35 protein-coding genes are annotated in these 26873 nt (G+C 70.3%); 32 read left to right on the top strand and 3 right to left on the bottom strand.

Annotated features, from left to right (window positions below):
• Positions 1-714 precede the first annotated feature (714 nt).
• The 26 genes from ACGFWE_RS40795 to ACGFWE_RS40670 all read left to right on the top strand — a co-directional run bounded on the left by ACGFWE_RS40795 (position 715) and on the right by ACGFWE_RS40670 (position 20658).
• On the top strand, positions 715-1107 hold the full coding sequence (locus ACGFWE_RS40795; RefSeq protein WP_393605448.1) for a hypothetical protein: 393 nt from the start codon (positions 715-717) through the stop codon (positions 1105-1107).
• A 12-nt stretch (positions 1108-1119) separates the two neighbouring features.
• The gene (locus ACGFWE_RS40790) at positions 1120-1512 is read left to right on the top strand and encodes a hypothetical protein (protein ID WP_393605447.1); all 393 of its coding nucleotides are present in this window, start codon (positions 1120-1122) and stop codon (positions 1510-1512) included.
• A gap of 356 nt (positions 1513-1868) precedes the next feature.
• Positions 1869-2087 (top strand): hypothetical protein, encoded by a 219-nt coding sequence (locus ACGFWE_RS40785; protein WP_393605445.1) that lies wholly within the window; start codon positions 1869-1871, stop codon positions 2085-2087.
• A 277-nt stretch (positions 2088-2364) separates the two neighbouring features.
• Positions 2365-2883 carry an ATP-binding protein gene (locus tag ACGFWE_RS40780; RefSeq protein ID WP_393605443.1) on the top strand — a complete coding sequence of 173 codons (519 nt, stop codon included), beginning with the start codon at positions 2365-2367 and terminating at the stop codon, positions 2881-2883.
• 184 nt (positions 2884-3067) lie between these two features.
• Entirely contained in the window at positions 3068-3334 is a 267-nt protein-coding gene (locus ACGFWE_RS40775; RefSeq protein ID WP_393605441.1) for a WhiB family transcriptional regulator, read from the top strand.
• A gap of 57 nt (positions 3335-3391) precedes the next feature.
• Entirely contained in the window at positions 3392-3580 is a 189-nt protein-coding gene (locus ACGFWE_RS40770) for a hypothetical protein (RefSeq protein WP_393605439.1), read from the top strand.
• 144 nt (positions 3581-3724) lie between these two features.
• Positions 3725-3982 (top strand): DUF5999 family protein, encoded by a 258-nt coding sequence (locus tag ACGFWE_RS40765; RefSeq protein WP_393605437.1) that lies wholly within the window; start codon positions 3725-3727, stop codon positions 3980-3982.
• Positions 3983-4103: 121 nt separating this feature from the next.
• Positions 4104-4475: a hypothetical protein gene (locus ACGFWE_RS40760; protein ID WP_393605435.1), complete on the top strand. Its 372-nt coding sequence runs from the start codon at positions 4104-4106 to the stop codon at positions 4473-4475.
• 140 nt (positions 4476-4615) lie between these two features.
• Positions 4616-6808 carry a hypothetical protein gene (locus ACGFWE_RS40755; RefSeq protein WP_393605433.1) on the top strand — a complete coding sequence of 731 codons (2193 nt, stop codon included), beginning with the start codon at positions 4616-4618 and terminating at the stop codon, positions 6806-6808.
• A 124-nt stretch (positions 6809-6932) separates the two neighbouring features.
• The gene (locus tag ACGFWE_RS40750) at positions 6933-7424 is read left to right on the top strand and encodes a hypothetical protein (RefSeq protein ID WP_393605431.1); all 492 of its coding nucleotides are present in this window, start codon (positions 6933-6935) and stop codon (positions 7422-7424) included.
• Positions 7421-7657 carry a hypothetical protein gene (locus tag ACGFWE_RS40745; protein WP_393605429.1) on the top strand — a complete coding sequence of 79 codons (237 nt, stop codon included), beginning with the start codon at positions 7421-7423 and terminating at the stop codon, positions 7655-7657. The genes ACGFWE_RS40750 and ACGFWE_RS40745 overlap by 4 nt, the downstream gene beginning before the upstream one ends.
• Positions 7658-7809: 152 nt before the next feature.
• On the top strand, positions 7810-10056 hold the full coding sequence (locus ACGFWE_RS40740) for an ATP/GTP-binding protein (RefSeq protein WP_393605427.1): 2247 nt from the start codon (positions 7810-7812) through the stop codon (positions 10054-10056).
• Between the two features lie 15 nt (positions 10057-10071).
• Positions 10072-10488, top strand: a complete 417-nt coding sequence (locus ACGFWE_RS40735; RefSeq protein ID WP_393605425.1) for a conjugal transfer protein TraB — start codon at positions 10072-10074, stop codon at positions 10486-10488.
• Positions 10489-10569: 81 nt separating this feature from the next.
• Entirely contained in the window at positions 10570-12681 is a 2112-nt protein-coding gene (locus ACGFWE_RS40730; protein WP_393605423.1) for a chromosome segregation protein ParM, read from the top strand.
• A gap of 77 nt (positions 12682-12758) precedes the next feature.
• Positions 12759-12947 carry a hypothetical protein gene (locus ACGFWE_RS40725; RefSeq protein ID WP_393605421.1) on the top strand — a complete coding sequence of 63 codons (189 nt, stop codon included), beginning with the start codon at positions 12759-12761 and terminating at the stop codon, positions 12945-12947.
• 70 nt (positions 12948-13017) lie between these two features.
• Entirely contained in the window at positions 13018-13560 is a 543-nt protein-coding gene (locus ACGFWE_RS40720) for a hypothetical protein (protein ID WP_393605419.1), read from the top strand.
• A gap of 109 nt (positions 13561-13669) precedes the next feature.
• Positions 13670-14497, top strand: coding sequence for a hypothetical protein (locus ACGFWE_RS40715; RefSeq protein WP_393605417.1), 828 nt, complete (start codon positions 13670-13672; stop codon positions 14495-14497).
• Positions 14498-14747: 250 nt separating this feature from the next.
• On the top strand, positions 14748-15194 hold the full coding sequence (locus tag ACGFWE_RS40710) for an RRQRL motif-containing zinc-binding protein (protein ID WP_393605415.1): 447 nt from the start codon (positions 14748-14750) through the stop codon (positions 15192-15194).
• Positions 15195-15509: 315 nt separating this feature from the next.
• Positions 15510-15938: a hypothetical protein gene (locus tag ACGFWE_RS40705; protein WP_393605413.1), complete on the top strand. Its 429-nt coding sequence runs from the start codon at positions 15510-15512 to the stop codon at positions 15936-15938.
• A 2-nt stretch (positions 15939-15940) separates the two neighbouring features.
• The gene (locus tag ACGFWE_RS40700; protein WP_393605411.1) at positions 15941-16228 is read left to right on the top strand and encodes a hypothetical protein; all 288 of its coding nucleotides are present in this window, start codon (positions 15941-15943) and stop codon (positions 16226-16228) included.
• A 95-nt stretch (positions 16229-16323) separates the two neighbouring features.
• On the top strand, positions 16324-16809 hold the full coding sequence (locus tag ACGFWE_RS40695; RefSeq protein WP_393605409.1) for a hypothetical protein: 486 nt from the start codon (positions 16324-16326) through the stop codon (positions 16807-16809).
• Between the two features lie 129 nt (positions 16810-16938).
• The gene (locus tag ACGFWE_RS40690; protein ID WP_393605407.1) at positions 16939-17403 is read left to right on the top strand and encodes a Pycsar system effector family protein; all 465 of its coding nucleotides are present in this window, start codon (positions 16939-16941) and stop codon (positions 17401-17403) included.
• Positions 17404-17438: 35 nt separating this feature from the next.
• Complete coding sequence (locus ACGFWE_RS40685) at positions 17439-17756, top strand: hypothetical protein (protein ID WP_393605405.1); 318 nt, start codon at positions 17439-17441, stop codon at positions 17754-17756.
• On the top strand, positions 17753-18709 hold the full coding sequence (locus tag ACGFWE_RS40680; protein WP_393605403.1) for an AAA family ATPase: 957 nt from the start codon (positions 17753-17755) through the stop codon (positions 18707-18709). Before ACGFWE_RS40685 ends, ACGFWE_RS40680 begins: the two co-directional genes overlap by 4 nt.
• Positions 18706-19197 carry a hypothetical protein gene (locus ACGFWE_RS40675; RefSeq protein ID WP_393605401.1) on the top strand — a complete coding sequence of 164 codons (492 nt, stop codon included), beginning with the start codon at positions 18706-18708 and terminating at the stop codon, positions 19195-19197. The genes ACGFWE_RS40680 and ACGFWE_RS40675 overlap by 4 nt, the downstream gene beginning before the upstream one ends.
• 351 nt (positions 19198-19548) lie before the next feature.
• A complete protein-coding gene (locus tag ACGFWE_RS40670) occupies positions 19549-20658 on the top strand; it encodes an NAD(P)/FAD-dependent oxidoreductase (RefSeq protein WP_393605399.1) in 1110 nt (369 codons plus the stop codon).
• Between the two features lie 82 nt (positions 20659-20740).
• Here ACGFWE_RS40670 and ACGFWE_RS40665 read toward each other — a convergent pair whose 3' ends face one another.
• From ACGFWE_RS40665 to ACGFWE_RS40655, 3 genes are all read right to left on the bottom strand, one after another.
• Positions 20741-21598, bottom strand: a complete 858-nt coding sequence (locus ACGFWE_RS40665; RefSeq protein ID WP_393605397.1) for an IS5 family transposase — start codon at positions 21596-21598, stop codon at positions 20741-20743.
• Positions 21599-21698: 100 nt separating this feature from the next.
• On the bottom strand, positions 21699-22112 hold the full coding sequence (locus tag ACGFWE_RS40660; RefSeq protein WP_393605395.1) for a RacP protein: 414 nt from the start codon (positions 22110-22112) through the stop codon (positions 21699-21701).
• 2 nt (positions 22113-22114) lie between these two features.
• Positions 22115-23164, bottom strand: coding sequence for a DUF6192 family protein (locus ACGFWE_RS40655; protein WP_393605393.1), 1050 nt, complete (start codon positions 23162-23164; stop codon positions 22115-22117).
• Between the two features lie 548 nt (positions 23165-23712).
• Here ACGFWE_RS40655 and ACGFWE_RS40650 point away from each other — a divergent pair.
• The 6 genes from ACGFWE_RS40650 (at position 23713) to ACGFWE_RS40625 (ending at position 26834) form a co-directional block, all read left to right on the top strand.
• A complete protein-coding gene (locus ACGFWE_RS40650; protein WP_393605391.1) occupies positions 23713-24024 on the top strand; it encodes a hypothetical protein in 312 nt (103 codons plus the stop codon).
• Between the two features lie 235 nt (positions 24025-24259).
• On the top strand, positions 24260-24937 hold the full coding sequence (locus ACGFWE_RS40645; protein WP_393605389.1) for a GGDEF domain-containing protein: 678 nt from the start codon (positions 24260-24262) through the stop codon (positions 24935-24937).
• Positions 24934-25377 carry a hypothetical protein gene (locus tag ACGFWE_RS40640; RefSeq protein ID WP_393605387.1) on the top strand — a complete coding sequence of 148 codons (444 nt, stop codon included), beginning with the start codon at positions 24934-24936 and terminating at the stop codon, positions 25375-25377. Before ACGFWE_RS40645 ends, ACGFWE_RS40640 begins: the two co-directional genes overlap by 4 nt.
• A 295-nt stretch (positions 25378-25672) precedes the next feature.
• On the top strand, positions 25673-25876 hold the full coding sequence (locus ACGFWE_RS40635) for a hypothetical protein (RefSeq protein ID WP_393605385.1): 204 nt from the start codon (positions 25673-25675) through the stop codon (positions 25874-25876).
• Positions 25876-26622, top strand: coding sequence for a hypothetical protein (locus ACGFWE_RS40630; RefSeq protein ID WP_393605383.1), 747 nt, complete (start codon positions 25876-25878; stop codon positions 26620-26622). Before ACGFWE_RS40635 ends, ACGFWE_RS40630 begins: the two co-directional genes overlap by 1 nt.
• A 32-nt stretch (positions 26623-26654) precedes the next feature.
• The gene (locus ACGFWE_RS40625) at positions 26655-26834 is read left to right on the top strand and encodes a hypothetical protein (RefSeq protein ID WP_393605381.1); all 180 of its coding nucleotides are present in this window, start codon (positions 26655-26657) and stop codon (positions 26832-26834) included.
• Positions 26835-26873 lie beyond the last annotated feature (39 nt).

Here is a 26873-nt window from a genome sequence, read left to right as displayed (position 1 = left end):
ACGATCAGTTGCCGAGGGTGTCAGCATCGTCTCATCGCGCATTGACTAGTCAATCTACTTCGAGTAGTTAATGCGTCACATCCGAACAGCGCAGCCTGCTCGCCATCGCTTACATGCGGCGCCGGGGTGACCGACCACCGAGTCGACACGATGTCCCCCGACTGGTTTGAGCAGGGCAGCCAGACAGCAGTTGCCCTGCCTGTCCTCCACGATCCGATCAGCGGGCTTTCCGCTGTACGGCTCCTGGTTGGCAGGGAACGCAGCCCATGTCACTCCTCCCCCGCCAAGGAGCCCGCCTTGCGTGTCAGCAAGCTCCCCCCATACCGGCTCAGCGACTTCCGGCCCCAGCACGTCAACCTCCGCGAAGGCGAGGTTCCGACTCTCCGTTGCCCGGAGTGCGAGACCTGGCGCTCGATCAAGCGCAGTCTCCTGGCTCCGCACTACCCGCAGCCCGGGAAGCGGTGCTTAGGAAGCGCGCGGCGCATCGTCTTCGACATGACCGTCGAGGAGTGGGGCGCCGCCTTGGTCGAGGGGGAACTTGAGGCCGGTGCGCGGCGGAGTGCGCGGCAGTTCAGCAAGCCGGCGACTCCGTCGGGGCAGCCGATTCACCGCTTGCCCTACACCGCCCAGACGTCGCCACTTGACCGTGCTCGGCAGGCGATCGCGCGACACCAGGGCAACTGCAAAATCTGCTCTGGCGGCAAGACGTGCCGGATGCCCGCAGTTCTGGCCCAACGCGAGGCCGGCCGGGCGGGGCTGGAGGCGCTGGAGCGCGCCCTGCGTGCGGTCGCCCATCATCGGGTCGCCTGTGCCGACTGTCAGACGGGCCGGTTCTGCCCGCTGGGTTACGAGTTGGCCGAGCGAAAGGCGTGGACGGAGCAGACCCGGGAGGACGTGGCCCGGCAGCAGGTCCGCGAGCAGCGGGAGGAGCAGAGCTGGGAGCGCGGCCGCGATCGTCGACTCGCCAGTCGGCGGGCGTCGGACTGGCGGCGCGTGGAGCCCGCGGTCCGGCGTACCGACCGCGTCCGTGCGCAGAGCCCGGCGGGCACCGACTCCCCGAACGACCACACCAGCGTCCCGCTGGACCCGATCCACATCTCGCGCTGACACGGAGGGCCCATGGAAATCGTCGAACCCGGCACCTACGCCTTCGACCTCGCCGTCACCTTCCCGGCCGCGATGAAAAGCAGCTACCGCGGGTCGAGCGGCAAGATCACGGTCAAGGACCCGGTGGAGAAGGAGGCGCTGGCCAAGCGGCTCACGGACCGCCTCACGGGCCTGGCCGGCAAGGACCTCACGGTCACGCGACTGGAGCTGACCCCCACGTCGGGGCCGACGGTCGAGGAACAGGCGGTCCTCGACTACTTGAACTGCATCCGGGTCGCCGCCAAGCACGTGGATTTCTGTCTCGCCTGCCAGAACGAGCAGAACTGCGAGGCGGCCGAACCGATCCTGTACCACCTCGAGTTGGCGCTGGACCGCTACCAGCGGCGCGAGAGCCTCCTCGTGTGATTGCCGCGCACCGTGGGACCTGCGTTGCCTGTGATCGCCGCCCGTATGACGTGCGGCGATGGCGGGGGGCAGCAGGGCTTCCTCAAGTCAGCAGCCCCCGCTGGGTTGGCCTCCGCCAGGGGAGGCTAACCCAGTCGCTAAAACCGAACATCGACAACGGCCCCGGGATTGCGCCCCGGGGCCGTTCTCGATCATCCGCCCATCACAGGCGCCTGCCCCGCACACCAGACGATCGACCCCGGCTCCGGTCGACCCGATCACCTCGGGTCGGCCGGAGCCGTGGCTGCTCGTACGGCAGTCGCACTCACCGCCGGATGTCCTGGCGGTTCACCGAAGGCCATATCTGAGGAGACGTTATGGACAAGGACACTCAGCGCGCGGCGTTCGAGGCGCGCCGGAACGAACAGCGGGCGGCGTTCGAGGCCCGCCGAAACGAGCAGCGCGCGGCGTACGCGGCGCGTGCGGGCGAGCGCGATGCGCAGCGCGCGGCGTTCGAAACCCGCCGGGATGAGCAGCGGGCGGCGTTCGAGGCCCGCCGCACCGCCGCGCGGAAGGCGCACGAAGGCCGCAGCTAGTACCCCGTGACGAACGACCACGGCCCCGGCCACCCCGCACAAACCGGGGTGGCCGGGGCCGTGGCTGCTCGTACGACCAGCCAAAAAGAGTGGCCCCGGGATGCACCCCGGGGCCGTTCTCGATCATTCGCCCATCTCAGGTGAGAGGAAGAACGACCTTGCTGAAGAACATGATGACATCCCGCGTGGCGATGAGTGCGCAGGGGGGCGGGGACCCGAGCCAGGAGGACGAGGCGCTGCGCAGGGCCAGGGAGTTGGACCAGAGGGGTGGGACGCGGTGACTGCCACCGTCTACGGCATCGGCACACTGCACGCCGTGGCCGTGGACGAGAGGCTGCTGTGGCCCGACCCTGTACCGGGACTGAGGGTGCGCGAGTACGAGAGCGGCTTCCGCGCTGACCTGACGGCGTCCCGCGAGGCCGTCAGCGGTGTCCGCAGGCTGACCCGATCGATGCGGACGTCGTACGTTGCGGACCAGGACCTCGCGGAGTCCGTGGAGCTCCTGGTCTCCGAGTTGGTGGGCAACGCGGTGCGGGCGAGCGCTCCGGACACGGACATCCCCCTGGTCGTCGAGGTGTACGCCGCGATGGTCGGCTCGCCGGGCATCGCGGTGATCGTCCACGACACCGTGCCAGGCCGTCCGCACCGTAGCGATGCCGCGCTGGACAGCGCCGAGGCGGAGTCTGGCCGGGGCCTGGGCATCCTCGATGCGCTCACCGACCGCTGGTCGGTCGAGCCGTCGACGGAGCCGTCCTTCAAAAAGATGATCAGGTGCTTCATCAGCCGAGCTGAGTAGTACCGCCGCTGCACATTGGGCGGGCGCGAGGCAGGTCAGCTCCCTCCGGCGTTGCCCTCGCCTCGGAGCCGGAGATCACTTCGCGCCCGCCCCCTCTGCTCGAGCGGGCTCTGTAAAACCCCCCTACTTCTGGTGCTGGCTGTCCTGTTGCCGGCACTCGTCATCGACTTCACGGAGGAATCACATGGACTGGCGTCACAATGCGGTGTGCCGGGAGGAAGACCCCGAGCTGTTCTTCCCGATCGGCAACACCGGTCCGGCGCTCGTGCAGATCGAGGAAGCGAAGGCCGTTTGCCGGCGTTGCCCGGTCGTCGAGCAGTGCCTCCAGTGGGCGCTGGAGTCGGGACAGGAGTCCGGCGTCTGGGGTGGGCTGTCCGAGGGCGACCGCCGCACCATGAGGCGCCGTGCCGCCCGCAACCGGTCCGCGGCGAGGAAAAGGGCGGCGGGATGACGGGCGCTCACCGACAGCGCTTGGTAGCCACGCTCCGTCGGACCAACGAGCAGCACGATGTCGGCCGCCGTGCGCATGGCTGAGTCCCTGCATGACCGCTACATGAAGGCCGACGCCGCCCGCCGCGCACACGACGAGACCTGCACCACGTGCTCACCGGATGCGCGGTGCGAGGTCGGCAAGCGTCTGCAGGAGTCGTTCGAGCGGCTCCAGGACGCATACCTCCACCAGCAGAAGCGGGGCTGACCAGTAGTACACGACCGAAAGCCAACTACCCGCCAGACCCCCGCTGTTCCACCAGGCCGGCCGCCCGCACGATGGGCGGCCGGCCTGTCGCACGTCCGCCACCCGGGAAGGCCCCGGGATCACCCCCCCCCCGCAGGAGTCCCCATGGACAGCACCGCTCAATTCAACACCGCGACGACCGGCGCCCGCACCACCACGCTGCCGGACTCACCGTGCAGGCACACGCCGAAGTGCCCGACCGCCGACAGCCCGGACCGCGAGGCCGCGCACGTCGTGGCCAGCCACCCCGAGCAGGGCTGGAGCCTGCTGTGCAACGGGGTCCTGGTCTTCGAGGACACCGGCGAGCTGCTCCCCGACGGCCGGGTCATCGCCCCGCACCGTCACCTCGCGGTCGTGGCCTGAAGGTTGCCTGATCCGCCCGCACCGACCGCCGCACTCTGGCGGCCGGGTCGGGCGGTGACTGGGAGCCGGACAGTCCGGACACTCCGGCCCTCGGGCCGGTGACCCGACGTGAGGAGACCACGTGACCGAGCAGCAGACGCAGGCCACGCGCCCCCAGACCACCTACATCAAGGGCGACTTCGTCCTGTTCCGCGACGTCGAACGGTTCTGGCTCGGCAAGCCCGGCCACACGTTCGTCGGCCGGGTGGAGCGGTCCTGGCAGCACGCCGACACCGGCAAGGTCCTCTACGACCTGACCGAGCTGAGCGGCAACGGGGCCCGCGCCGGGGTCGACCCCGACTACATGCGGCTGCTCCCGCCGGCCGACGCGATGTACGACATCGACACCGCGCCGCTCACCGAGCCGGACAGCGGCGCGATGACCCCGGCCGCCGTCGCCTGGCTGACCCAGCACATCGCGCAGGCCAGCAGCACGCTGCCCGCCGCGAGCTGACCACCTGTCCTCCGCAGAAAGACCCTCCGGCCCCGGCATTCGCGCTGCCGGGGCCCCGGAAGGCCTGGTCACACCCCCACCGACCGCCACCGATACACGGTGCCCCTTCTGCACGGAGGCGCCCGGAGAGAGGACACCCCGTGGCCAACACCAAGACCCCCCGTCGCCGACGTCAGTCCGCGGCGGCCCCGAAGCCCCGCGGCGGGCGCGCAAAGACGACGACGCCGGCGGCCGCTCCCACGCAGTCCACCGCTTCAGCGGCCGCCGCCGAGGCGGTGTACCCCGAGGCCGAACCGCGCACGGTCCACGCTGCCGACCGCGCCGCGGATCTGCGGGACCGGGCCGCCGACATCGTCGACCTGGCCCGAGAGGAAGCCGAAGCCCTTCAGGCGGAGGCCGAAGACCGGGCCGCGGGCGCCGTCGCCGCAGCCCACGAGCAGGTCACGGCGATGTTGTCCGAGGCGAGCACGCGTGCGGAGAGCATCACCGCCGACGCCGGCCAGAAGGCCACCGCCCTCCAGACGGAGGCCAAGGAGACGGTCCAGGCCGCGCGCGGCGAAGCCGACCGGCTCCTGTCCGAGGCCCGCGACCGTGCGGCAAGCCTCCTGTCCGAGGCCCGCGCCCAGGTTGCCCAGCTGAGCGAGCAGGCGTCGGCGGATCACGAGGCGTCCCGGGCGGCGGTTGCGGAGATGCGCCGGACGGCGGAGGCCGACCTGGCGGAGATCGGCGAACTGGTCACGGCCCGCCGCGGCGAGGCAGCCGCGATCATCGCCCGCGCCCAAGAGCAGGCCGACCAGCTGCGGGTGACCGCCCAGCGCGAGGTCGCCCAGGCCCACGAGCGCTACAGGGAACTGGCCGCTTCGGCGGCGGCCGCCTACGACGCCCGCCGCGCGGAGGGCGAGAAGCTCTACACCGACGCGGTCGCCGCCGCCGACTCCCGCCGGCGTGAGGCGGAGACGGTCCTCGCCGACGCTCACGCCGCAGCGGAGCAGGCGCGCGCCGAGCTGCGCGAGCAGCTGCGCACGATGGGCGAGGCGTTCGACAAGGAGGCAGCCGACAAGCGCGCCGCCCTGGACGCCGACCTCGCCAGTCTGCGCAAGGCGTGCGACGAACAGCGCGAGCGGCTGCGGCGCGAGGCCACAAGCGTTGCCGCCCAGCTGCGGGAGACGGCGGAGAAAGAAGCCGCGCGCATCACCGGCGAGGCAGAGAAGAAGGCCAAGGCCACCATCGACCGGGCGCAGGCTGCCGAGGCCAGCGCCCGCCGGATGCTGGAAGAGGCGCGGGAGGCCAAGAAGACCAACTCAAAGTTCCAGGGCTGGCAGCAGCGGCTCGGCCGCAAGGCCTGGCAGACCGCGCCGTGGATCGCGCTGGCCGCCGGCGTCGGGCTCGCCGCCTCCGGCGAGTACGAGCTGGCCCGCATGGTCGGGATCAACGGCTACGTCGCTCCGCTGCTGCCGGTGTCGCTGGACGTCTACTGCGTCACCGCGTTCCGCGCCAAGCGGGACATCCCGGCGGCGCTCATGTTGATGGCGTCGGCGAACGTGATCTACCACCTGTCCGAGCAGGCCCACCTCGTCAAGGACGGGCAGTCGGCGCCGTGGCCGCTGACCACCTTCGTCGTGCTGATCTTCGTGGCCGTCATCTGGCGCGTCCACTCCCTCATGCACGACGCCGGTACGGACGGCCACGGTGGTACGGACACGGCGACCGGGACGGACGGACGTACTAGTACGGCCGCCCGTACGGACAGCCCGGCTGGTACGCAGCACCCGCGTACCACCCCGTCCGGTACGGGCTCGTACGGCACGGCAGCCAGTACGCCGCCCGCTCGTACGGCCCCCGGCGCGGCTCGTACGGAGCCTGTACGCGACGCCTCGCGCGCCCCCGCCACGGCGGGAGCGAATGCGGGCGTGACCAGCGCGTACAGCGACCGTACAAGCGGCGTACAGGCCACCCCTTCCGGGGCGGGCCGTACTAGTACGGAGCACTCCGGCCGTACCAGTGCGGCGGTGTACGACGGCGGGACGCGTACTAGTACGGTCACTGCCCGTACGGCCCCGGCGAACGGGATTCCCGCCGCCCGTACCGGTACGGCCAACGGCCGCCCGCGTACCGGCGGCACGGACAGTGCCGGGCGTACCGGTACGGCCACTCCGGCCCGTACGGACGCCGATCTGCTGCCCGCCGTACGAGAACTCCCGCGCGAGACGGACGGCTTCGTCAACATCTCGCGCGCCCGCACCCAGCTCGGCGTGAACCAGACCCGCGCGATCCGGCTGCTGAAGGAGGCCGGCCTGCTGCGTCCCGAGGACGCGGACAAGTACCTGACCTGATCCGCCGTCCGGCACACGCCAGTGAGGGCCAGCCCGCGCGAATCGGGCTGGCCCTCCGCTGCGACTGCCGGAAGCAGTCAACAGCCCCCCGAGTACAGCAGATCCGACCCCCACGGAGGACCCCGTGAACACCAAAGACGAGCCCTTCTTCGAAGACCCGAACGCGGCGCTCCGCGAGATCGCGCAGAACCCCGCCGCCTGCGCGCACTACCTCGCCGATTTCCACCGGGTCGTGCTCGACATGCAGGCCAAGCTGGAGATCCTCCAGCGCGAGACCCGCGTGCACTGCCGCGGTACCCACGTGGAGGGCGACAGGATGGGCCAGGCTTTCCTCCGCAGTTTCCCGGTGGAAAGGGCCCTGAACGACGTTCTGAAAAACCTCAAGAGCGCCACCGCGGGACTGGAAAAGAGTGCCCATAAGCGCCACGCTCACGACGAAAAGGTAAACGAGGTAAAGAAGCAGCGAAAGGAAAAGGCGCAGCTCAAGGCACGTAAAAACAATGCGTCACTCCCGGCCGCCCCGGAAAACCCGGTGCAGCAGGGCGTGCAAAGCCCGAATATGGGCTATGGTGGTCCCACGTCGATTTACAACCTGGACCGCAGGGAGTCGGCGTGAGCGCAGGTCGCCCGCTCACGAAAGCAGAGCGGAAGAAGTTCAACCGTGCGGAACATGAGCGGAAAATAAAACAGGATTTGATTGCGCAGCACGGTAATGAACTCGGCACGTTCTACGCCTGGCTCCGGATTGTGAATATCCGAGGCACGCAGGCCGCCCGCGAGGGGGACAAGGCGTTCATCCATGACGTCGCGCTCGCCCTCCAGAACGTCCACAGTCGCCACTTCGGCTAGCTCCCCGCGTCTCGTCACGAAGGGCCGTCTCCGATCCCGGGGACGGCCCTTCGGTGATCCCAACGCGTGCCGCGCGTGCCGCGTGCCGCGCGTGACGTGCGCGCGCGTACGCGAGGCGAGTGCCGACTGTCAAGCCCAGGAGGAGGAGTCGAGTGTCCGACGACACCGACAGCAACGTGGTCCACCTCCCCACTCGGGGCAGTGATTCCGGCGCCATGCCGGACGCTCCCGATGGTGGAGATCTCTTCTATTCCGAACCGTCCGACAGTATTAGTGACGGTTTCACTTCGAAGTCTCCGGGAGGCGTGACCGCAGGAGCCCCGGCCATTCGCGGTCCTATTTCCCCGGAAACGGCTCTGCGGGAAACGGGAATGCCCGACGCTCCGGATTCTGGGGACGATGAAGATGAGGAAGTCGAATACGAGCAGCCTCGTTCTCTCGCCGATCGCCTCGGTGACTGGCTGGAATACCGGCTGGAAGTGGCTCGGGACCGGCATGCCGGAGAAGCGCCGTTCCGTGAGGCGGAAATAGCGCGCAAGGCCGCGCTGTTGGAGGCCCGCACAGCCCAGGAAACCGCGATGATGGAGCAGAACGCGAAGCTCCACACTGCGCAGATGAAAGCGAAGGCCGACAAAGCGGCGGCGCGCGGCAAGGCTGACGCGGCGCGGTCCTCCAGCTCCGGCCTGGGCGCCGACAAGGGCGGCCGCTCGAAGGCCGGCGGCGGGGGCGGCTCACGCGGAGGCGGCGGCAGCGCCGGCGGCGCAGGCCGGGGCACCGGAGGCGGCCGGGGCAAAGGCTCGGGGACGAACGGGTCCGGCACCTCCGGGGGCGGCAACTCCCCCAAGGGAGCAGGGAAAGGATCTAACCGCTCCGCCGGCGGTAGGGGCGGCTCGAAGGGCAATGCGTCGCCCGCCGGCTCCAAAGGCCGCCAGAACGGCTCCGGAGGCTCCGGATCCGGCAAACCCGGTCATGGCAAGGGCAGTTCGGGCGGCCCCGGCGGCAAGAGCGGCTCGGGGAGCTCCAGGTCCGGCAAAGGCAACTCGAAGGGCGACGGCGGGAAGCCGAAGGATTCGCCGGCCGCCAGCCCCAGGGCGGAACGGACCCGCGGCCGCCAGGAACGCGCTGCCGCCCGCCAGGCCGCCCGGCAGCAGCGGCGCGGCGCGAACCAGGCCGCCAACCTCGCCGACCGCACCAAGGACCGCGACCAGAACCGCGCCGCCAACCAGGCGGCGCGCGAGGAACGCCGCAGGGCGAAAGCCGAACGGAAGGCCGCGAGGAAGGCGAAGGGGGAGGCGACCAAGGCCGCCGACGACCGCACCAGCCTGGGCACGGCCGTGGCCGATGAGGCGCAGCGGCGCTGGGATGAGCGGCGCGCGGCGGCGGAGAAAGCCAAGGCCGAGAAGGACGCCAAGGCCAAGGACGCCACCGGCGACAAGGACTCCGAGGCCACGACCAAGAAGATGACCAAGGACGACCCGGAGACGTCCTCAGACGGCCCCAAGGACGACTCCACGGCCAAGAAGGAGCCAGACGACGGCAAGAAGAGCGGCAAGGAGCCGTCCGACGGCACCGGCGCCAAGGACGCCAAGGACGCCACCGGGACGGACGACGCTCCCAAGCCCGACGACGTCAAAGACCCCCCGGACGCGGGCGATGACAGGCGATCCTTCAAAGAGAAGATCAAGGACTTCTTCACCAAGCCCGGCGAGGACACCACCCCGCCCGAGCCCGAGGAGCCCTCAACACTCCGGCCCGAGGACCTCGGCGACGTCACGGTGGACAGCCCCGGCCGTCCAAGCCGCCCTCCGAAGCCCGAAGAGGCTGAGGACGTCATCGTGGACGCGGTCGTCGTCGACGACCCGGCAGACCCCTTCGGGGCCACCATCTCCAGCCCGGCGAGCCTGCCCCGCGCCCCGGAGCCGCACACCCAGCGTCCCGGCACCACCCGACCCACTGCACAGGAGGACCCCGTGGCATCGGAGGTCAACAAGCCCACCTCGGGCCAGGCCGGTATGGCGGCCAAGCACCGGACCGACATCACCTTCGGCGAATACCTGATGGAGATCGTGAACATCGCGATCGCCGCCGCGCGCGACAAGGACCGCGCCCAGGAACTGGCCATCGCGCTCGGCAAAGTCGCCGACGCCCTGCGGGACATGGCGGCCGACCTGTCCGGCGACCACAACATCGCCACCGCGGTCGTCGATCAGATCACGGACCTGGCCGACGCTGCCGCCCGCATGAAGCACCTGTCCGAACGGTGCGCTACTCAGTGCGAGCTCGCCGCGGAAGCCGCCCGGATCGCCGCCATGTCGGTCGGCCGGGTCTACGGCGAGGACATCGAGGCCATGGACGACGCGGGCCTGGCCACCGCCTCCGCCGCTGCCCACCACGACTAGGAAGGAAGTCTGCTGATGAGCGACCTCGCGCCCACCACCGGCAGCGGTGCCGCCGCCGCGACGGACGGCGACAACCGCTACAAGGCAGTCCAGCAGAAACTCAAGGCGCTGGGCCAAGCCATGGACCTGGCCAGCAACGAGCTCGAGGCGCTGCTGCGCGGCATGCGCACGAATGCCCAGCGCGCGGAGGGCCTGGCCGTCGACATCGCCAACGCAGAACTGGACGGCAAGTTCGTCGAGATGACCAACCAGGTGTCCGTCGCCCTGGGCGGCGCCGCCGTCGAAGTGAAGAAGCTCCATGAGACGGCGCAGGAGGTGTCCGGCCTCGCCCACGTCACGCGGCGTACGCACGCCCGACTGTACGAGGGCCTGGACACCATCCGCTCCGGCCGCAGGGAGCGCACCCCCAGGCCCGGCTTCTTCGCCCACTGACCCACCCCCGCCGAAGTCCCTGACGGGCGGCCTGCCACCGACGGCGGGCCGCCCATCGCCAACTTCCGAAGGAGAAACCCCGTGTCCGTGCCGCGCAGCGTCGCCCTGGAGCGCACCTTCTACACCGTGACTGCCCCGGTCCTCGCCGCGGCCCCGAACCTCTTCGCCGACAACCCCGTCAACACGGTCGTGCAGCTGGCGGGCGCGGCCGGCGTCGGCGGCTGGGTCCTGGCCTCCAAGAGCGATGAGTCCGGTGCGGGACGCAAGATCCTGCGCTGGTCGCCGCTGGTGTTCGCGGCCGCCGTCGACGTCGCCGCACGGAACACGATCGGCTGGGGTCCGTGGTGCCTGGACGGTCTGCTCGCCGCCGGATGGGCGGCGGCCGGCCTGCTGGTGATGCCGTTCTCCCGGCACACCCGCCGCCGCCACCGCCCGGCTCTCGCCGCCCCGGCCCCCGCACCGCAGCTGCAGCCCGCCCATGAGCCGTCCCCCGCACAGCCGGACGACGGCGCGGACGCCTTCACCCGCCAGGTCCGCTGGCTGTGGGAGGCCCGTGGCCTGCCCGGCCGCACCATCGTCGTGAAGGCCACCCCGCACGCGGGCATGCCGAACGACCTGTCACTGCTGCTGCGCGCCTCCGAGGCCGGACGGCCGATCTCCGGACTCACCGACGCAGATGTCGCCGCCGCGTTCGGTGTCGACGTCACCGACGTACGGATCGAAGACGTGGCCCGGCAATACGGCCGCGAAGGCGGCCCCGGCTGGAAGGAAGTCCACGTCACCCCCGACGCGAACGAGCGCCGCCGCAAGGCCCCCACTACCCACGAGTGGTGGGCCGACCGGATCGGCGCCACCGGCGGCCCCGTGCCCGGCTCCCAGTTCCTCAAGAAGGTCCGCGACCACGGCCGCAAGGTCACCCACTACATCGCCCAGGTCCCCGACGAAATGGGCGAACCGCGCGTCAACCAGCACACGCTGGCCGCCGCGCTGAAGACCAAGTACGACGAAGGCCGACTGTTCATCACCATCGACGGCAACCAGATCCTGGTCTCCCTATGGGACAGCAGCCCGCTCGCGCAGATCTTCCCCGCCACGAAGGAGCTGCTCACCCCGGACAAGGACGGCCGCTGGGTGACCGGATACCTCGGCAACGGCCAGCCCGCCCGCAACCGCGTCTACACCGACCGGGGCGCCGCCCACGGCCTGTTCGTCGCCCCCTCCGGCGGCGGCAAAACCCAGCTGATGGCCCTGCACGTCGCGGCCGACGCCCTGTTCGGAGCCGTGGTCATGCTGGCCACCGAGGCACCGGATGAGAAGACCGCCGCGCTGGGCAGGCACACCGCCCGCTACGGTGTCGGCGCGCTCTACATGATCCGGCTCCTGCGGGTCCTGGCCGCGCTGATGGAGATCCGCGGCGAGATGCCGTGGGAAGACGGCCAGGTCCACGAGTGGGACCCGACCCGGCCGGGCTGCCCCTACCGGATGCTGTCCGCGTACCTCGATGAGTTCCTCTCCGCCGCCCGCAACGGCGACTACGGCGCGGAGATCATGGACCTCGCGGAGCTGGTCTCGGTCAAGGGCCGCAAATACGGGGTCGGCCTGAAGGTCGCCGGCCAGTCCATCTACGTCCAAGACGGCTTCACGCAGCTTTTGTGCGAGAACCTGCGCGAGAACTGCATCCCGGTCGTGCTGAAGGTGGCGCCGAAGAAGGTCAACGACATGTTCAAGGCCCTCGGCATCCCGCCCGAGCACACCCCCGACCCGCTCCCCCGCTCCTTCTCCCCCGCGGAGAAGGGCCGGATCGAGCGCGTGATGGCTGGCGACCCCGAGCCGCCCTCCGACTCCAACACCGGCGGCGCCGGATGGATCGTGGAAGCCAAGCAGCCCGACGTCCTGCGCACGCTGTTCATGGACTTCAAGGCCGGCATCGACGGCTACTTCCCCGACACCATCGCCACCCTCACCGACTACGAGATCCGCGAGCTCGAAGCACGAGACCTGTGGTTCGACTGGAACGAGCCGCCCCGGCCCGGCGAGTTCGGCCCCGAGCCCGATGACGAGGACGGCGACGACGCGCCCAACAAGGGCGCCGGCCAGTACCGCGGCGGGGGCGGGACGTCCGCCACGCGCCGCGACGCAGTCACCTCGCCCCGCCAGGCGCTGGAAGCCATCAAGAACCTCTCCGGCGTCTGACCACCCCAACACCCCAACTGCGAGGGGCCCGGCCGCAACGGCCGGGCCCCTCCTGCTTCTGGAAGGACACACCGTCCGTGGCCATATCGATCTCCGCCGTCGTCCTGCTCGGCATCGTCACCTTCGTCCTCATCCGGGGCGGCTCCGTACGCCCCGGGCCCGCCCTGGCCTGCGCCGGGTTCGGCTTCTTCCTCGCCTCCACCAGCGCAGCACCGTTCATCACCGACGCCACCAGCACCGTCACCGGCTGGATCTCCACCATCTGAAAACCGCCCCGGCCGCCGGCGTTGAAGGCGCCACCCACCCCCGCGCCTTCGACGCCCCCAGGGAGCCCCGATGCCTCAGCCCCACCCCGCCGTAGGCCAGGCAGCCCCGACCACTGCAGCGCCCGCGCCGGCGCCGGCACTGTCCCTCGAGGAACGCCTGGCATTCATCACCACGGCGATGACCGTGCGGCTGGACGAAGCCAAGGTCGCCTACGAGGTCAACACGGCGCACATCGACACCGCGCCCGTGGACCTCGCCGACGTCATCACCGTCCCGCTCACTCCGACGCTCCAGCCATCGCCGCAGTCCTACCCCACCCCGGTCGCGGCCCTTCTGCAGCGCGCCCACCACCGGCTGCTCACCGACGGCTGGTGCAAGGACCTCCTGGTCGACGAGGACGGCGCCCGCTGCATGCTCGGGGCCATCCGGATCGAGTCCCGCGGCGACAGGGGCCTGGAAGCCAGCGCGGCAGCCGTGCTGTTGGACGCGATACGCCGCACATTCGGCGACGTCGACTCCCTGCCGTCCTTCAACGACGCGCACGGCTCCGCCCGGGTCCCGCTCCGCATGGTCGACCAGGCCGCCGGCCTCGCCGACAGCCGCGGCCTCTGACCCCAGATCTCCGGGCCACCTGCCTCACACCCGAACCCCTCGCGGTCGGGTGCGGGCCAGGCCGTCCGGCCTGCCCACCACAGCCGCCCGAGCGAGGGAGACACCCCGCATGCAGTCCGACGACAAGCCCGTCAACAGCCAGCACACCCAGAACCGCCCGAGCTCCTCCGACCTGCTCGACAAGACGTCCGAGCCGCCGGTCATAGCCCTGGACAAGGGCCCGGGCACCAAGCGCTTCGCCCGGCTGCGCAAGGCATGGGATGCCTCCTGGGAGCAGGGCGGCTTCCTCTACAAACGGTGGGAAGAGGTCTTCCAGGCCCGCCAGATGGGCTGGCACAGGATGGCCAACTGGATCAAAGCGGTGCTCATCCTGGCCGGAGTGTGCGCCTTCATCGTCCTGCTGGACACCGCAGGCGACATCGTCTCCGCCGTGGCCCGCCGGCTGGGCACCACGACTCCGACGACGCAGACCGTACCCGAGACGTCCAACAGCTTCTGGGCCGTCATCGACAACCCGATCCGCTCCTACATCGCTCGGCATACCGGCCCCGACATCACCGTCAGCGGATCCGCCGTCTACACCTTCTGGCAGCTCACCGGGCTGTTCGGACTGATCGGTGGGTTCGCCGGAAACACCGGTGCCCGCATCACCTGGACCATCTGGGGCGCCGCCAGCATCGCCGCCGTGTGGTCCGCCGCCCCCGCCGACGGCCGCACCATCGCCACCGGCATCGCCGTCCTCGTCTGGACCATCGCCTCCGCCCTCGCCCTGCGCGGCCTGAGCCTGCGCCCGGTCATTTACAACGTGCCCCCGGCATTCCAGCCCCAGATCGACATCCGCCCCGAGATCCACATCCCGCCGCAGGCCCCGCCCCACCACGACGACCCAGAGGACTTGGACGACGAGCCCGACGACGTCCACCCGCTCCAGACCTGACCCGACGCCCTGCCTGGTCCTCACCCGCCCCGTGCCGGCGAGGACCGTACAGGCCGCCCGGCCACACGCCTCACCCAAGCCCTCGCCGACGACCAGACGCCAGCGGGGCGCTGCCCACGCCAACCTGCTGGAGGAGATCACTCGTGCTCATCCCCCGACCGCGCCGCCGGATCGGCCGGCCCTGCCCGCAGCGCCCCGGCCCCCGCTACCCGCAGCGCCCCGCCCGGCTCCCCGGTACCTGGAGCAGGTGATGGCCCGCCCCCGGAAACGGCGCCGCCGCGAGGTCAGGAAAGTGCCGCGCAGCACCGCGACCCTCGAGGAATACGACCGGCGCAGCTGTCCCGAGGGCCTGGTCACCCGCAGGCAGTTACGGGAAATGGGCCGGAGCCCCGGCGGGCACGGCCCGGTGGCCATCCTGCGCTGCAAATACTGCGCCTACCGGCCCGGCCAGTCGTGCAACCACCCCACCCGGGCCTGGCTCTACAGCGTGGAACTCGCCCGCCCCAAGCGCGTCCCGACGCTCGCGCAGGAAGAGGCGCTGGACCGGGCGATGGCCGCGAGGAGCACCTGCCCGACGTGCCGCCGGAGGTACTACTTCTGCCTCCCGCTGCGCACCCAGGGCCAGTATGACCCCTGCGCCAGGGGCTACGAGCCCAGCCCCGACACCTACTTCGCTTCCCACCGGCTGGCCGCCTGATCAACGACCCCTTCGAAGGAGAGTCACCGTGGCTCTGTTCACCCCAGACGAAGCCCCTCCCCAGAGCATGGTCGGCCCGACCACAGCCCCGACCAGCCACGGGTGACCTGATCGTGACTCATGGTCGGGGCCCGTAGACGCCGGCCTGGTCGGGGGCACTGGGTGAGCTGCCTGCAGAGACACATGAGGCTCCCACGCCCTCACACCTCAACCGGAACCACGCATCCTCCCAGACCGGCGAACCACTTCGGCAGCGACCACCAATTTCCAACCCACCACGAAGTGCGCACCTCACCGACCCCAAGGAGAGTCACCGTGGCTCTGTTCACCCGCCCCGCCCCGGCCCCCGAGACCTGGACGCCGGAAGGCACGCTCATCTCCCAGCGCTACCGGGCGCTGGAGGGCGCGACCGTCCTCGTCTACACCGCCGACGCCGACCGGGGCGCCGCGCGCTACGCCGCGGCCTGCCGGGCAATGCCGCGCGGCATCCCCGCCCGGCCCACCGACGCCGCGGCCGCGAAGCAGATCTACACCCGGCTCTGGGCCCGCCGCTACGGCACCGCCCCGCACCAGGTGCACATCGCCGACTTCCACACGCTTCGGATCGACCTTCAGCGCCCCACCGACTGGATCAAGACGCTGCTGACCAGCATCGCGCAGACCGACCCCGGCTTCCTCACCGCGACGCCCACCAGCTACGGCCAGGGCACCCGCTTCACCGTCCAGCCCTTCGACCGGCCCTGACCGTGCGCGCCCGAACCGCCGCCCGCGTCGCGGCCGTCGTGCCCGTCACGGTCGCCGCGGCTGCCGCCGCACTCACAGCCGGCCACTGGCAGCTGCACGCCGACCGGCACCGCATCCACCTCACCCCCACCGCCCGCCGTTCCTGCCCCGACTGCCGAGGCGCGGGCGGCTGGTGGGTCGGCGGCGCGAACCCGGAGATGGAGCCGTGCGGCTGCTGGGCAGCGCGACGCGAGCTGACGCTGCGGCTCCTGCCGCGCCGCACCGTCCCGTACGACGAACCCCCGTTCTGACGGATCCCCGTGCCGCCCCGACCAGCCGCCAAGCGCTGGCCGGGTCGGTGCGGAGGACCGGACAGCCCGGTCGCTCGCACCCCCGAAGGAGCCGTATGACCGAGACCCTCACCCCGCCTGCTGCCGGTGCGGACTCGCCGCTCGCTCTTCTCTTCGACATCGCCCTGGAGATCGGCGTGGAGGGCGAAGACGAACAGCGCGACAACGCGGAGACGGCCGCCCTGGACCACGTCTGGAACGCCTATCCCGACACCCTCGGCAAGGCCCTGGACGACGACGACTGGTCCGGCCGGCCCGCCCACGCCGGGGCTGACCTCGAACCGTGCGCCGTCGCCTACCTGGACGGCGGCCTGTGGCTGCACCACACCGTCGACGGCGACCAGGAGCAGGACATCCTCACCCTCATCGCGCCCTGCACCTGCGGGGCTGGCTACATCGACACCATCCTGGACGGCGAGCGCGACCTCCTGCAGGTCCTCACCGAACTGCGCGCCACCGGCGGCCGCTTCCCGCACGACAACGACGGGCCCGACTGCGACAGCCAGCGCCGCCTGCGCGCCTGGGGCGACCCCAGGCCGTGACAGCGAGAAGGGGCGGCTGGCGCGCTCGTACCGCGCCAGCCGCCCAACTCCTCTTCACGCTTAGCGAGATCAGATGAACCCCAGCGTGCACCGTCCCGCCCTTCGCGTTCCGCAAGGAGAACCCTGCTCATGACGGACGTCATGGCCCCCGACCCTCTGATCGACAAGAACCTGGACACCGCCTGCGCCTCCGTCGCCAGCGAGATCGCACGCACGGACGGCAAGTCGTCTTTACTGCTCGCCTTCAATGGCGCAGTCCTTGCCGGCCTCGCGTCCGTCGCCGACAAGGACCTGCCGCCTGTGACGAAGGTCTGTGGTGCGCTCGCCATCCTCGCCCTGGGCGCGGCCGCCGTGCTGCTGCTCCTGGTTGTCCGCCCCCGCCTGCGTGGCGACGACAAGGCGTCCTTCCCGCACTGGGCGCGCCTGAACGAAGACGAGATCCGTGGCTGCATGGACGCAGACACCCGTGCCGCCCGTATTCGGGTCCTGTCCACCCTCGCCGTACGGAAGTTCACCCAGCTGCGGCGCGCGGTCGACCTGTCGCTCGCGGCCCTGGTCCTGCTCGCCCTGGCCGCCGCCGGTCTCGCGCTGTGACGGCGGCCGCGCAGGCCCGCACGCGCCTGGAGCGCGTGCGCGCTTCGGTCGGCATCGCCCAGCTGGCCCTGCAACAGGTCGAGGACGACCTGAACGCCGACGACGTTGACGGCCCGGAACTCGCCGCGATCCTGCACGAGATCCAAGAAGACACCGAGGTGCCCGGCGGCCTCCTCCCCGCGCTCGCCCAACTGGTCAGCACCGCCGCACGCCGGGCGGAGCAGATCGAGCCCGACCGCGATGGCGACGCCTCCTGCCCGCTACACGAGGCCGCCGCCCTGCTCACCGACAACGCCGGGATGCGCCTGAACTGGGCGGCCCGCGCTCTTGACCCGCAAGGAGAACCTGTATGACCGCCGCACCGCTCTACCCGGACCTGCCCAAGAACGCGCTCCTGGTGCTCATCGGTGCCTCCGGTGCCGGTAAGTCCACGCTCGCCGCGACCTGGCCGCCCAGCCAGGTCGTCAGCCTCGATCATCTGAGGGAGGTCGTGTCCGACTCGTGCGGTGACCAGAGCGCCACCGTCGACGCAGTCGACGCGATGCTCCTGATCGTGCACCGCCGACTGGCCCGAGGCCTCAACACGGTCGTCGACGCCACGAGCGTCTTCGCCAAGGACAGGGCCCTGCTGGTCGACGCGGCGAAGCGGCACAACATGCCGGTCATCGCGATCCTGGTCTCCACCCCGCTGTCGGCATGCATCGAGCGGCAGCAGGGCAGGCCCGCCGACCGGAGCGTGCACGAGAACACGGTCACCGCGCAGCACCAGGCCATGGTCCGCTCTCACCCGCACCTGCTCTCCGAGGGCTTCAACGAGGTCGTCTTCGCAGACAGCCTTTACCAGCTGCTGCCCTACCTGAAGCGGCTGAGCGAGGCGCGGACCGCCGACCTCGGGCTGGACGACGGCGACGGCCTGGGCGACCTGCTGCTCGTACGCCGGGTGTTCGGACCGGAGATCGTGCCGCTGTGGCGGTGGAAGCCCGACTCGAACGTCGCCGCCGGCGACCGCGTCGGCGAGATCCGCCTCGGTCAGATGTACCTCACCCTCGCACTCCGTCAGAACGTCGACGGCGAAGGCGACATCGGGTTCGACGTGATGCTCCCGTGCCCGTACGACGACGACTGCACCGGCTACGCGTGGGCGCCCGCCTACAGCATCACCAGCCTGTTCCAGGCGCTGAACGGCGACCTGGACGGTCACGAGGACATCGTCTGCACCGTCCACGGCGGAGCCGACGACGTCGACCAGGAGGCCCACGACCACGCCCTGGAGGCGCTGCACGAAATCGCCGGGAGCGCGCGATGACCTTCCGTGAAACCAGCACCTTCCCCGGCTGGACCGACTGGCAACTCGCCCGCGAAGCCCTGCATCACGCAGGGTTCTCCGACGGCGAGCAGCGCATCACCAAGCTGTTCACCCAAGAGGAAGTCCGCCGGGCCAACGAGTACCTGGCCGCTGGCCGTCCCGACACCGGCCGCCTGGACGCCATCGAAACCCGCCTGAAGGCCGTCCCCGACGGCTGGCGGCAGCGGGAGGGCGACGCCGGTCTCATCGAGGACGCCGACGGTCACCCCGTCGCCATCCTCGGCACAAGCGGCGACGTACCCCTCCCCCTCGGGGAGTTCCTCGCCCACGTTCCCGCTGACACCGAGTGGCTCGCCCAGCAGCTGAGGCGGGCGTGGGCGCAGCTGGACAAGCTACGCGACCGGATCGACGACGCCGGAAGCCTCATGGTCAGGACCGATGTCGAAACCGCCATGGGCTACGTCCGCGGCTCGCGGGATACGGAATGAGCCCCCAGCCTCCACACCCGCTCGCCCCGGAGGGTGGCGAGCGGTGGCACCGCTGCACGACCCAGCTCGGCTCCCCGTAAGTGCCTGTTTCACATTCCGTGGACCTTGTGGGGGGTATAGCCGAGGTGAGCCCAGAAGGGGACATGGGGTGATCCCGAAGTCGAACGGTCAGCGGTCCGTCTCGGTGAGCGGGGATCTGGCCGAAGTCCCGCGTTCGGGTGTAGGTGTCTGCGTTGCTGGCTAGCGTGATTGTCGTCTGCCTGCCGTACGACGAGAGGACTGCTGGTGCCCGAGCTGGAAACGGGAGTTCGCCTGTGATCTGGGAAGGGGCCGTTCGTGAGGAGCGGGTCCGTGAAGCGGCCTGAACGTGTTGCTGTCATCGGAGTGGGCGTCATCGGGGCGAGTGTGGGCTGGAACCTGTCCCGGCACGGCGCCGAAGTGGTCTTCATCGACGCAGGCCAGCCGGGCGAAGGCGTCACCAACTGGTCTTTCTCGTGGGTCAACGCGAGCAACAAGACCGCGCGCAAGTCCTACTTCGACCTGAACGTCGCGGGCATGGCAGCTCACCGTGAGCTTGCCGGGATCATCGGGCCGGACTCGTGGTGGTATCCCAGCGGCCACCTGCGCTGGGCAGACGATCCCGCAGCGGAGGCGAAGTTCCTGGAGACAGCCGAACTGCTGGCCGGCTGGGACTACCGGGTCGAGATGTACACGGGGGCCGAGGTCCGCAGCCGCTTCGAACCGGCTCTCACGATGCCCGACGATGTACCGGTCTTGTTTTACCCCGACGAAGCCTGGGTGCACGGACGTCATCTTGTCGGCCGCCTGGTCGGCCAGGCCGTCGCATCCGGTGCCGAGCTCCGGTCCGGCAACGCGGTACGCGACATCGGCACCAGTGCCGATGGAAGCATCCGGTCAGTTGCTCTGTCCGATGGGAGCCATCTCGACGTCGACATCGTCGTGAACGCGGCGGGCCCCAGCGCCTCCCACGTCGCAGGGCTCCTCCCACGCCGCTTGCCGATGCGCCGGGAACCCGGCGTCGTCACCAGGATCGACTGTGCTCAGGTCCCCGTTCACCGGGCCATGCACGCGCCTCACATCGAGATTCGTCCTGCCGGAGACACCTCGGTCGTCCTCCACAGCCGCGAGATCGACGCACTCATCGACAGCGGCGAAGCCCCAGGCCAACTCGCACAGCTGCTCCACGAATCGGCGCGCCACGTCGTCCCCGCGCTCGGAAACTCCCGCATCGCAGAGACACGAGTCGTCGACCGGCCCATCCCTGCCGACGGATGGCCCTCGGTGGGAGCGGTGCCATCTGTGCCCGGCTACTTCGAGGCCGTTTCCCACAGCGGGATCACGCTTGGGCCGGTGATCGGCCGACTGCTGGCTTCGGAGATCCTCAGCGGAAAGAGAGAGGAGCTGCTCGCGGACTTCCGGCCCGCACGGTTCCCCTCGTGACAGCCCGGGCGGCGCCACCAGGTAGGTGCTCCCCGGGCGATCCTGGGCACCGCCGGTGTGACGACGATGAGATGGATGGTGGTCAGGCAGCCGCCGCCATCACGGTCGGGGCGGTCGATGCCCGCGTGGGCCGGCGTGTCGGCTTTCGGGTGAGTCGCCGGGTCATCAGGGTGATGGCCGCCCAGGTGATGAGCGTCTCGCTGACCTGCGGCAACCTCTCATGGTCCCGGCAGTGGCGACGGGCCCGCATGATCCACGAAAGCGACCTCTCGACCACCCAGCGGCGCGGCAGGACCACGAAGCCCTTGGCCCCCGGCGGGCGCCGGACCGTTTTGATCTCGATGTCGAGACGTTCCTTCGCCCAGTCGACCAGCCCGCCCGCGTAGGCGGAGTCCGCCCAGACGATCGCGATCTCGGGATGCATCAAGTGGAGCCGGAAGAAGGCCTCCTTGGCCGCGTTCCGGTCGGTGACATCGGCCGGGGTGACCATGACGAGCAGGACCAGGCCACGGGTGTCGACGACGATGTGGCGCTTACGGCCGTTGATCTTCTTCCCGGCGTCGTAACCGCGACTGTCCCTGCTGACGGTCTCGGACGCCTTCACGCTCTGGGAATCCACGATCACCGCGGCGGCCTGCGGGGTCTTGCCGCTGCTGAGCCGTACTCGTCTGCGAAGCTGGTCACGGATGAGGCTGATGACGCCAGCGGCAGCCCAGCGGCGCGCGAATCCGTAGATCGTCCGCCAAGGCGGGAAGTCCGAGGGCATCGCCCTCCACTTGATCCCGTTATCCACGAGGTAACGGATGCCGTCGATGATCTCGCGGCGGGGGTGTTTCTCCGGCCGTCCGCGGCCGATCTCGCAGGCTGCTGGCGGTAACAGGGCCTCGATCAGGGCCCACTCGGCGTCCGTCATGTCGGACGGGTAGCGGCGTCGGCGCATAGGAACGGGAGGGGTGCTGGCCGTCTGGCGCGAGGAGGGAGCCGGCCAGCACCCCCGATCCTTTCCTTCTGTTGAAGTGTCGGCGCCCCGGAGATGGGAGTCAGCTGGTCTGCGAAGCCGCCATCTCCAGACTGGCCTCCACTGCTCTGATCTGCGTGTTCAGATAGTTCGCCCACCGGCTCCTGGGGTAAAGCGCGAGGTGCGGCGCCAGCGTGCCGGTGATCATCCGGCGGAACTGGGTGAGCTTCTCGCTGATCCAGACCCTCTCCCACACTTCGAGCTCCTCCTCGCTCGCCGCGAAGTGGTAGCCGGTCTCACGGGTCCAGATCAGCGGGGGCCACTCGCGCTCACCGCACAGGTCCCGCAGGGCCGCCAGACCGCTGCGGGTCTGGTACTTGCTCAGCTCGCAGGCGCCCATCAGCCGTTTGAGGGGCAGCCCCGCAGGAGCGGCTTCCATCAGTGCGATGTGGATGAACTCGGCATGACGCTCCGCTGCCGGGGAGCGCTTACGCACGGTCACTCACCCCGCAGGATGCGGGCGAGTTCCTCGTCCATGTCGACCCGGCCGGTGGAGACCGCGGTCTCCATCCAGTCGAGCGTCGCGCGGGTGCGGGCAATATTCGACAACAGCACCTCGCGCTCGTCCCCCGACCACTCACGGTCGCGCATCTTCGGCACCGCCCTGGACGCCTCGCGTACGAACCGGTGGAACGCGCCGAGCAGGTCGACGACCTCCTCGGTCCGCTCGATCCTCCTCACGGCCGGGCCGACCGGCGAGGTGCGGCGGAAGGCCTCGGCCTGCTGGCGGGAGCGGTCGGCCTGAGCCCGGTTGACCATGTGCCGTGCTCTGTCGTCGGCCGCGACCCGCGCAGCGACCTCGGGACGGCGCAGCACGTCGGAGGCCATCCTCGCCGCCGCGGCGTCGTCCTTGACCAGGGACTGCATGGCCTCCGCGCGGTGCTCGGGCCGCTGGGCGTCATTGACCGCGCGCCTGACGGCGGTGTCCTCCATCAACCGGGCAGCGACCTGCGGACGGCGCAGCACGTCCCGCGTCACCTCCACCGCGACCTCCTCGTCGGAAGCCAGGTCGTGGACGCGCTCCACCTTCTCCTGGACCGTCCCCGGCCGGTCCGGCCGGCGACCGACACGCTTCTTGGCCAGGTTCGTCGTCCACCTGCGCGTCCCGGTCACGTCGTCGACCGGCGGGTCGTCGATCGCCCTGAACCGCTCGGCATCCTCCTGGATCGACGCCAGGATCGAGTGGACCTTGTGCGAGACGCCCTCACGACGCCGGTTGGCCGGCCAACGGCGCGAGGTGAACCGGTAGTTCAGGACCGTGCTCAGGGACAACCCGATGTCGTCGGCGTATATCTGCAGCGACGCGTAGACCCCGAACAGCTCGTCGCCGTGCGAGGTCGAACCACCTTGCTGCCTCATCGGCTCGATCTCCACAGCGTGATCGCCGATCGTGAACATCGCCCGCCCCATCTGCGCGACCAGCTGCCGGTCTCCGGCGATGATCTCCTCGTAGCGCTGCCGCGTAACCTGACCGACGTTCTCGGACACGGTGGCCACCACCCCTTCACGGGACCGGGCGCGGCACTCCAGGCCGCAAGGAACCCGCGGTCCCTTGCTTCCCTGGAGCGTCCTCCCGGCACGAGATCGTCAACAAGACTCTGGCTTCAACTTGAGATGAACGTACGGAAGTTGGACATATGAGCGTTCAGAACAGCGTCACTGTGACGCTGTTCTGAACGCTCATCCTCGCTGCCGCCAGGCTCTCGTCCGGCACTTGGGCGAGCAGTAGACCGTCCCCGCCGGGTGCTCCACCCCCGGAGTCCACTGTGCCCCGCACGACGGACACTCTGCTGTATCAAGGCTGTCCCGCAGGGCCGTCACTCTCGCCCGCACCCGGCGGGCCTGATGCCACTGCCTGGAACGACACACCGCCGAACAGAACCGGGCCCGTGGGCCGGCATCCGGTCGCAACCGCTCACCACAGGCCGGGCAGTACCGGACCGGCGCCCGGCCGTCACGATTGGCCACATGACCAGGCTAGGCCCGCCCGAATATCACTTCAGAGACTTCAGAAACGGGCACTAAGGACGTCACGCATGACCACCGAGACCCAGAGTCACACCGACACCTTCGCCGCGGTCACCGACTGCTTCAGTACGGACCTCGCCGCACTCATCAGCGAAGAACCGCCGACCGACGTCACCCCGACCGAGTTCATCAGCCTCGTGGAGCGCGCCATGCACGCCCTCGGCTGCGCGAACCGCGACCACCTGCAACGCGCCGGCGAGGAACTGGACTACGCGGTCGGCTATCTCACCGAAGCGCTCACCCTCACTGGGGCCGACCAGCGCGATGGGCTGGCCCGGGCGCGGACGCATCTGCGGTACGCCATCGAAACGACCCGCTGACTTTGTGAGTTGAGCGCGTTCCGTGCTGCCCCGCCCCGTCACCTGTCGGGGTCGGGGCCGTCGCAGTGGCCCCTCAACCACGAGTAGCACGAGATGCCGTACAGCTGGATCCCCGCCGGCGACGGGCGACTTCGAGCTGTAGATCCACGCCGGGACAGGCGCTCAAGGCGTCCAAACCAGTTCGCCTGCCCCGGACCCACCCATCCCGTCGAGACGAGAGAGGGAGATCCTCATTATGGGCTCCGTCCTGCGCGTGCAGGCCCGGTTCGGGCAGCACGCACTCTTACTGACCACAGCCGCCGTGCCGTTGACCGGCTGGACCGTGCACGCGATCGCGATGCACCGGAAGCTTGCCGCCGCGAAGAAGGACCCGCTCACCGGGCTCCTTCGGCGCGACGCGTACACCGCCCGGGCCCGGCAGGTCCTGCGCCGCCACGGCGATGACACCGTTGTGGTCCTGGTCGACCAGGACCACTTCAAGGACGTCAACGACAGCCTGAGCCACGCGGCCGGGGACACGGTGCTGCGTGCGACCGCCGACCGGCTCACCGCCTGGGCAGGCCCGGGTGCGGCCGTCGGCCGGCTCGGTGGAGACGAGTTCGCCGCCGTACTGCGCCTGCCCCGTGGCCGCCGCGAGGTCCGCCTCGAGCAACTGGTGCGGATGCTGCGCATCCCGGTGGTCCTGGACGACGGCCAGGCCGTGGACGTCGCCGCCTCGGTCGGCGCCGCCGCCCTGGACGCGATCGGCACCCGCGACCTGTCCGCGGCGCAGCGCGCCGCCGACGCCGCCCTCTACGACGGCAAGCACTCCGGCCGCGCCGTCCTCGCCACCAAGGAACACGCCAACGTGCCGTCCATCAACGGCCGGCGCTCGGGCCGCCCGGGCACGGCCGTGTGGGGGCGAGCCGCATGAGCACCGCCACCCTGCCCGAGGGCGACTGGATCCGCGCCATCACGATCCGTCAACCCTGGGCGACCTGCATCCTCGCCGGGAAGAGCCCGGAGAACAGGCCGGCCCACTGGCCGTGGCGCGGCTGGGTCCTGCTCCACGCCGGAAAGAAGAAGCCGGAGCCCGACGCGCTGCGCGACCCGCTGGTCGCCACCGCGATCCACGGCCGCGCACTGCATCTGGGCGCCGTCATCGGCGTCGCCCGCCTCACCGACTGCCACCTGGACCTGGGGCCCGAGCGGTGCACCAGCCCGTGGGCGGAGCGCGACGCGCACCACCTGGTCCTCGAAGACGTCCAGGAGCTCCCTCTGCCTGTGCCCGCCACGGGCGCACTTCCGGCCTGGAAGCCGCGGCGGGACCTGGTGGAGCAGGTGTTCCAGCAGCTGCCCGCCTTCCGTCCGTGACAGGCCGCCGCAGCAAGAAGCCGCTGACGAGCCGGGTCTGATCCCGGCTCCCGGCGCGCTCCTTGACTGGCGCGACAGCCAGCACTTCGACCGCTGGCAGGACCGCCCCTGCGCGCTGTGCGACCAGCCCACGCCCATGCGCTCCCACTACGGCGAGCCCGTGCACAAGGCGTGCGCTGAGGACTGGATCGCCGCGAACCCACCGAGGCCCGCCTCGGTCGCTTCGCCTCCGACATCCAGCCCAAACGTCGGCACAACAACGACCACGCCTGAACCCCTCCACCCGGAGGCTCCCTTGAACAGCACCCAACGCGAGGTGGACCACGCCCTCGCCTACCCCGAGCCGCCCGCCTCCCCGCTCTGGCACCGCCACGGCGCGAAGGCCCGCCCGCTCACCGACGCCCAGAAGCGACGCAACCGCGAGCTCCTGTTGCTCGCTCAGCGCACCACCCGACCCCACTCCCCTCGCCCCACCAAACCCCCGGCGGAGGCCAGTTGATGGACGCTATACCGCTTGCTCTGGATGGCTACCTGGCTGCCGCCCCCGAACCCGGCGACCGGGAGGACATCGCCATCTGGCGGCTGACGTGCTCTGCCGGGACCGACCATCTGATGGAAGAAGCGGTCATCCCCTGCATCACCACGCAGCCGGAGATCGCGCACACCTTGCTCACCGAGCGGCAGCCCGGCGACCTGCTCCGCGTCACCGGACACCTCACCCTCCCCGACACCGCCGACGGGGTGATCCGACTGCACGCCGACACCCTCGAAGTCCTCTGGGCAGCGCCGGTGCTGGACACCGATGAAGACGACACGGACACCGTGGCCGCCCCGGACACGGACACCGACCGCAGCAACGCGATCACGGCCCTCGCCGAAGCCCTGGAAAACCTCGTGCGGCGCTCACCCAGCCGTGAACGGACCATCGGCATCGACCTCAGCCCCAACGGCCCCGGCATGGCCTCGGAGCATGCGCACATGCTCGACATCTCCCCGGCCATGGCGCACCGGCTCGCCGACCACCTCGACGCCATGAGCTGCTTCATGGACAGCGAACGCCCCGACAGCGTGGTGCTGGACCCGGAGACCGTCGCGGACCTGACCAAGCTGTTCGAGGGCATCGATCTGATCGACCTCACCAACACGGTCCTCAACGCCACCCGGCCCGAACACCGGCTTGCCGTCACCCGCGCGATGGACGACATGTTCGGCGACATCCCCGCCACCGAAGACACCGACCCGTGACCGCCAGCCACACCCGAAGGGATGTACCCCTGATGTCCACCCAGCCCCAGCGCAGCGTCCTGGAGCGGTTTCCCGCCGGAGGCCCCCGCGGCTCGTGGCCGGCGGAAGAGTACGCCGCCGCCCAGCGCCTCCAAGGCCGCCCGGACGCCCGGGTCGTGATGGACCTGCGCAGCGATCAGTTCCTCGTGGTCACCGACACCGCTCCCCAGTAGCACCACACGGAGCGCCGCGCCCGACCTTCCCGGCCGGGC

Source organism: Streptomyces sp. NPDC048523 (genome assembly GCF_043199815.1).
In the GTDB taxonomy this organism is placed as follows: domain Bacteria; phylum Actinomycetota; class Actinomycetes; order Streptomycetales; family Streptomycetaceae; genus Streptomyces.
Note: the sequence above shows the minus strand (reverse complement) of the source record. Positions and strands in the feature narration are given on the sequence as shown.